The organism is Mesorhizobium sp. M0276 (assembly GCF_040321755.1).
Taxonomy (GTDB): domain Bacteria; phylum Pseudomonadota; class Alphaproteobacteria; order Rhizobiales; family Rhizobiaceae; genus Mesorhizobium.
The window spans coordinates 40,023-46,171 of record NZ_JAMYSC010000047.1 but is presented as its reverse complement, the minus strand read 5'-3'; the positions used below and the strand labels follow the sequence as shown (position 1 = coordinate 46,171).

The window sequence follows — 6,149 nt, the reverse complement described above, 5'->3', positions numbered from 1 at the left end:
GTGATCGCCGCAGAAGATGTAGAGCGGCAGGTAGCAGTAGTTGCCGTAGTAGCGTGGAAGAACCGCCCCTCCTGGTTGCCGTGCAGGGGATCGTCCGTGGCATCCAGATCCAGCACGATCTCTTCGGGCGCAGCGGCGTGCGCGCCCATGAACAGCTCAACGAACAGCGCCTCGATCGCCGCCGGATCGTGGCTGATCTTGTGATAGCGCGAAGGCTGCGGCCGGCTCAGCTCCAGCCGGTTGAGCGTCGACTTGCCGGCCACGACCGCGCATTTCTTGTGACGGCGCGCCTTGAGCTTGCCGGCCAGCACCGCCAGCACCGGATCATGGCGCAATTCGTCATGGTCGTTCAGATCTTCATAGCCAAGCGCCAGCGCCAAGACGCGCTGGCCGACCAGCGTCTTCACCTCATGCTCGATCAGTGCCGGACGGCGGGCATCCACGAAGCAGCGGGCAAAGCGGCCGACCAGCCCGATCGCCCGGTCCGTCAGCCCCAGCAGAAGCGCGCCGGCGTCGGAGGTGATCGTTCCACCGTCAAAACCGGCCACGACGGCACGCCTTTCAACAGGTGCAAAATCAAACCGTTCCGGTATACACTCTGTTTGCATCGGGGAATACCTCTGCTCAAGGTAAGTCTTTGTCGCAGAAGCATTTTCCTTGATTCGGAGCCCCGATGCACTTCAACTGTGTGAGATATCCGGGTTAGCCCGGAAACGATCGCGCTTTGACCGGCGATGCCCAGCGCTTCGCTGCATGTTCGGATGAATGCGGCGGCCCTCCGCGCAAAGAATCCATTTAAATCGGTTTAAATGCGCGTCAATTTCGTTTGCACTGCAGCATTTTCACGCTAATCATTGCGCCGATTTCTGTTCCCTTCCGTTGCTGGAGCCTCAGTCCTTGGCCATCACGAAGATTCTCGTCGCCAACCGGTCCGAAATCGCCATTCGTGTCTTTCGCGCGGCCAACGAACTCGGTCTCAAAACCGTGGCGATCTGGGCCGAGGAGGACAAATACTCCCTGCATCGCTTCAAAGCCGACGAGAGCTACCAGGTCGGACGCGGGCCGCATCTGGCCAGGGACATGGGACCGATCGAAAGCTATCTGTCGATCGAGGAGGTGATCCGCGTCGCCAGGCTTTCGGGCGCCGATGCCATTCATCCCGGCTACGGCCTGTTGTCGGAAAGCCCCGAATTCGCCGACGCCTGTGCCGAGGCAGGCATCATTTTCATCGGGCCGAAGCCGGACACGATGCGCCGGCTCGGCAACAAGGTCGCGGCGCGCAATCTCGCCATCGAGGTCGGCGTGCCGGTGATCCCCGCCACCGATCCGTTGCCGGACGACATGGATGCGGTCAAGAAACTGGCTAAGGAAATCGGCTATCCGGTGATGCTGAAGGCGTCATGGGGCGGCGGCGGCCGCGGCATGCGTGCCATCCGCGCCGAAGCCGACCTTGCCCGCGAAGTCACGGAAGGCAAGCGCGAGGCGAAAGCCGCCTTCGGCAAGGATGAGGTCTATCTCGAAAAGCTGATCGAGCGTGCCCGCCATGTCGAGGTGCAGGTGCTGGGCGACACGCATGGCAACGCCGTGCATCTGTTCGAGCGCGACTGCTCGATCCAGCGCCGCAACCAGAAGGTCGTGGAGCGGGCGCCGGCGCCCTATCTCGAAATGTCGCAGCGCGAGCAGCTTTGCGGCCATGCGCTGAAGATCGCGCGCGAGACCAGCTATATCGGAGCCGGCACGGTCGAGTTCCTGCAGGACGCCGACACCGGCAAGTTCTACTTCATCGAGGTCAACCCGCGCATCCAGGTCGAGCACACCGTCACCGAACAAGTGACCGGCATCGACATCGTCAAGGCGCAGATCCATATCCTCGATGGGTTTGCCATCGGCACGCCGGAATCGGGCGTGCCGGTGCAGAGGGACATAAGGCTAAACGGCCATGCGTTGCAGTGCCGCATCACCACGGAAGATCCCGAGCAGAATTTCATCCCGGACTACGGCCGCATCACTGCCTATCGCGGCGCGACAGGTTTCGGCATCCGCCTCGATGGCGGCACTGCCTATTCCGGCGCGGTCATCACCCGCTTCTATGATCCGCTGCTGGAGAAGGTGACGGCGTGGGCGCCGACGCCGGCCGAGACCATCGCCCGCATGAACCGGGCGCTGCGCGAGTTCCGCATCCGCGGCGTTGCCACCAATTTGACCTTCCTCGAAGCGATCATCAACCACCCGAGCTTCGCCGATAATTCCTACACCACCAAATTCATCGATACGACGCCGGAGCTGTTCCAGCAGGTCAAGCGCCAGGACCGTGCCACCAAGCTGCTCAACTATCTTGCCGACGTTTCGGTCAACGGTCACCCCGAGACACGCGGCCGGCCGCAGCCGAAGGCCGATGCGGCCGCACCATTGGTGCCCTATCTCAACGGCAATGTGCCTGATGGCAGCAAGCAGAAGCTCGACGTGCTCGGACCGCAGAAATTCGCTGCCTGGATGCGCAACCAGAAGGAGGTGCTGGTCACCGACACGACGATGCGTGACGGCCACCAGTCGCTGCTCGCGACGCGCATGCGCACGCATGACATCGCCGGCATCGCCGGCACCTATGCGCGTGCCTTGCCGCAGCTTCTGTCGCTCGAATGCTGGGGCGGCGCCACATTCGACGTCGCCATGCGCTTCCTCACCGAGGATCCGTGGGAGCGGCTGACGCTGGTGCGCGAGGCAGCGCCCAATCTGTTGCTGCAGATGCTGCTGCGCGGCGCCAACGGCGTCGGCTACACCAACTATCCCGACAATGTCGTGCAGCATTTCGTCAAACAGGCGGCCGCCGGCGGCATCGACCTGTTCCGCGTCTTCGACTGCCTGAACTGGGTCGAGAACATGCGCGTCGCCATGGATGCGGTCGGCACAGAGGGCAAGCTGATCGAAGCGGCGATCTGCTATACCGGCGACATCCTCGATCCGGCGCGGGCAAAATACGACCTCAAATATTATGTCGGCCTGACCGGGGAATTGCAGGCGGCCGGCGCCCACATCATCGCCGTCAAGGACATGGCCGGACTGCTGAAGCCATCCGCCGCGCGGGTGCTGTTCAAGGCGCTGCGCGAAGCGACCGACCTGCCGATCCATTTCCACACCCACGACACGTCAGGCCTATCGGCAGCCACTGTGCTGGCGGCCGTCGACAGCGGCGTCGATGCTATCGACGCGGCGATGGATTCGCTCTCGGGCAACACGTCGCAGCCATGTCTCGGCTCCATCGTCGAGGCGCTGAAGGGCACCGAACGCGACCCGGGCCTCGATCCGCAATGGATCAGGAAGATCTCGTTCTACTGGGAAGCGGTACGCAACCAGTATGCGGCCTTCGAAAGCGACCTCAAGGGGCCGGCCTCGGAAGTCTACCTGCACGAAATGCCGGGCGGACAGTTCACCAATCTCAAGGAGCAGGCGCGTTCGCTCGGGCTGGAGACACGCTGGCACGAAGTGGCGCAGACCTATCACGACGTCAATCTGATGTTCGGCGACATCGTCAAGGTGACGCCGTCGTCCAAGGTCGTCGGCGACATGGCGCTGATGATGGTCAGCCAGGATCTGACCGTCGCCGATGTCGAGAACCCCAGCAGGGACATCGCCTTCCCGGACTCCGTGGTGTCGATGCTGCGCGGCGATCTCGGCCAGTCGCCCGGCGGCTGGCCTGAGAAGCTGCAGAAGAAGGTGCTGAAGGGCGACAAGCCGATCAAGGTGCGGCCCGGCTCGCTGCTCAAGCCGGCGGACCTCAAGGCCAACCGCAAGGAGATCGAAGCGAAGCTCGAGCGCAAACTCTCAGAATTCGAATTCGCCTCGTGGCTGATGTACCCGAAGGTGTTTACGGATTTCGCCGGCGCGCAGGAGACCTACGGTCCCGTCAGCGTGCTGCCGACGCCGACCTATTTCTACGGCATGAAATCCGAAGACGAGATCTTCGTCGATATCGAGAAGGGCAAGACGCTGGTGGTGCGCTGCCTTGCCATCGGCGATGTCGACGAAAAGGGCATGGTCACCGTGTTCTTCGAGCTCAATGGCCAGCCGCGTCGTGTGAAGGTGCCCGACAGGGCGCATGGCGCGTCCGCCGCCAAGGCCCGCCGCAAGGCCGAGCCCGGCAACGAAGCCCATGTCGGTGCGCCGATGCCGGGTGTCGTCTCCGCACTTTCGGTTGCCGCCGGCCAGGCTGTGAAGGCGGGCGATGTGCTGCTTTCCATCGAGGCGATGAAGATGGAAACGGCGCTGCATGCCGAGCGCGACGGCACCGTCGCCGAGGTGCTGGTCAAGGCCGGCGACCAGATCGATGCCAAGGATCTGCTGATCGCCTTCGGCTAATGCTACCTTCCTGGGGATGGCTGTCCGCATCATGGCGGCAGCCTTTCATGCAGCATCGATAACCGCTTGACCCGCCGCCGCCGGTCGGGCATCGAACCGGCTCAAATTTGGCGCCGTCGTCACCGAGTCGCGGCGCGAAAAACGATGTGGAGAAAAAATGGCCGACGATATCACCGATACCAGCCAGACAGTTGCCGCCGGCCAGCTGCGTGCCTTCATCGAGCGCATAGAGCGGCTCGAAGAAGAGAAGAAGACCATTTCCGACGACATCAAGGAAGTGTTTGCCGAGGCCAAGGGCACCGGGTTCGACACCAAGGCGATGCGCACGATCATCCGGCTGCGCAAGAAGGACCAGGCCGAACGCCAGGAGGAGGAAACCATCCTCGACCTGTACAAGGCCGCACTGGGAATGGTCTAGGGCCAGCCAGCCCCGGCGCCGACGCCGGAGATACGGTTTTGAGCCATGAGCGAATTCGACTTCGGTGCCCGACGCGCCTCTGAATTTCGCCAGCGCGGCTTCTGGACGCTGTTTGCCGAACGGCACCCGGAAGAAAAAGCCCTGATGGCGAGGCGCGGACCGTGGTTCTGGCAGCGCGGGCTGCCCGACTTCGCATTGGTCCTTTCCATGTATGTCGCGCCGGCACAGAACCATGTCGGCGTCTTCTTCGGCCGCAACGAGAAGTTCGGCGCCACGCAAGCCTGGTCGCGGCTCAAGCCGTTCCAGGCGGCGATCGAAGGCAGGCTGAAACTCAGGCCGGAACAGAGTTGCGAAGGCCTCGGCATCAATTCGATGTGGCGGGTGAACTGTTATGCCGAGGACAATTGGCCGGCGATGACCGACTGGCTGGTGACCGAATGTTCGCGTATCGAACGTGCGGTCACAGAAGTCCTGGGGCAGGGGTAGACATCAGGTGTTGCCAGACGGCGTCGGATCCTTCTTCCGCTCACGCTGGCAAGGCCGGGTGCCGCTCGACCGGCTGTTCTGGCGCGACCTTGCCCTTGTCGGTACGGCGCTCAACGTCGCTTCCGCGGTAGCAGCGATTATGCTGCTCGCGCTGAAGCTGCCGCTTGTGCTGGTCCTGGCGGTGCATTTTGCGCTGGTGCCCTACAACATCTTCCTGACCTTTGCCGTCTGGCGAACCACGGAAAGGGCCAGTGGCATCAAGGTGTCGTTGATGACGCTCGGGGCTACACTGTGGCTGATCCTGACGGTCGTGGTCTGAGCGAGCATCGACCGCACCAGCCAATTTCACGGATCGCAGACGAAAAGGGCGGCCGCAGCCGCCCTTCCCATCTATCCTGCGATCGATCGTTTGGCTCAAGCCGCCGGCTCGAATTTCAGCGCCACGCCGTTGATGCAATAGCGCAGGCCGGTCGGCGGCGGGCCGTCCTCGAAGACATGGCCGAGATGGCTGCCGCAGCGGGCGCAGTGGCATTCGGTGCGGACCATGCCGTAGCTGCGGTCGACAGTGTTCTCGACCGAGCCCGGTACCGGGTCGTTGAAGCTCGGCCAGCCGGTGCCGCTCTCGAACTTCAGTTTGGATTCAAACAAAGGCTGATCGCAGCCGACGCAGGAAAAGGTGCCGGCGCGCTTCTCGTAAAGCAAGGCGCAGCTTCCTGGCCGCTCGGTGCCGTGGCCGCGCATGACGGCATATTGCTCCGGCGTCAGCCGGGCGCGCCATTCAGCATCGGTACGGGTTACGGGGTAGGTATGGGTGTCCATTCGATCTCCTCAGCCTTGCCGGCTCGTTATTGGTTGCAGCCTCGTATTCGCACCAAGATAGGCATTTGTT

5 protein-coding genes and 1 pseudogene are annotated in these 6,149 nt (G+C 62.8%); 4 read left to right on the top strand and 2 right to left on the bottom strand.

Features of this window, described 5'->3' with window-relative positions; genetic code table 11:
* Positions 1-608, bottom strand: a pseudogene (locus tag NKJ01_RS28300) (transposase); the annotation flags it as partial.
* A gap of 289 nt (positions 609-897) precedes the next feature.
* Between NKJ01_RS28300 and pyc the strand changes: the two are divergent.
* From pyc to NKJ01_RS28280, 4 genes are all read left to right on the top strand, one after another.
* Complete coding sequence (pyc, locus tag NKJ01_RS28295) at positions 898-4,356, top strand: pyruvate carboxylase (protein WP_352733061.1); 3,459 nt, start codon at positions 898-900, stop codon at positions 4,354-4,356.
* A 157-nt stretch (positions 4,357-4,513) separates the two neighbouring features.
* The gene (locus tag NKJ01_RS28290; protein WP_013529099.1) at positions 4,514-4,774 is read left to right on the top strand and encodes a DUF2312 domain-containing protein; all 261 of its coding nucleotides are present in this window, start codon (positions 4,514-4,516) and stop codon (positions 4,772-4,774) included.
* Positions 4,775-4,819: 45 nt separating this feature from the next.
* The gene (locus NKJ01_RS28285) at positions 4,820-5,260 is read left to right on the top strand and encodes a hypothetical protein (RefSeq protein ID WP_352605534.1); all 441 of its coding nucleotides are present in this window, start codon (positions 4,820-4,822) and stop codon (positions 5,258-5,260) included.
* Between the two features lie 7 nt (positions 5,261-5,267).
* The gene (locus tag NKJ01_RS28280) at positions 5,268-5,579 is read left to right on the top strand and encodes a hypothetical protein (RefSeq protein ID WP_352733058.1); all 312 of its coding nucleotides are present in this window, start codon (positions 5,268-5,270) and stop codon (positions 5,577-5,579) included.
* A 95-nt stretch (positions 5,580-5,674) separates the two neighbouring features.
* Here NKJ01_RS28280 and msrB read toward each other — a convergent pair whose 3' ends face one another.
* Complete coding sequence (gene msrB, locus NKJ01_RS28275; RefSeq protein WP_013529102.1) at positions 5,675-6,079, bottom strand: peptide-methionine (R)-S-oxide reductase MsrB; 405 nt, start codon at positions 6,077-6,079, stop codon at positions 5,675-5,677.
* Positions 6,080-6,149 lie beyond the last annotated feature (70 nt).

Coding starts and splice junctions, on each gene's coding strand:
- NKJ01_RS28285 (WP_352605534.1), top strand. CDS start 4,820: ATGAGCGAATTCGACTTCGGTGCCCGACGCGCCTCTGAATTTCGCCAG.
- msrB (WP_013529102.1), bottom strand. CDS start 6,079: ATGGACACCCATACCTACCCCGTAACCCGTACCGATGCTGAATGGCGC.
- NKJ01_RS28290 (WP_013529099.1), top strand. CDS start 4,514: ATGGCCGACGATATCACCGATACCAGCCAGACAGTTGCCGCCGGCCAG.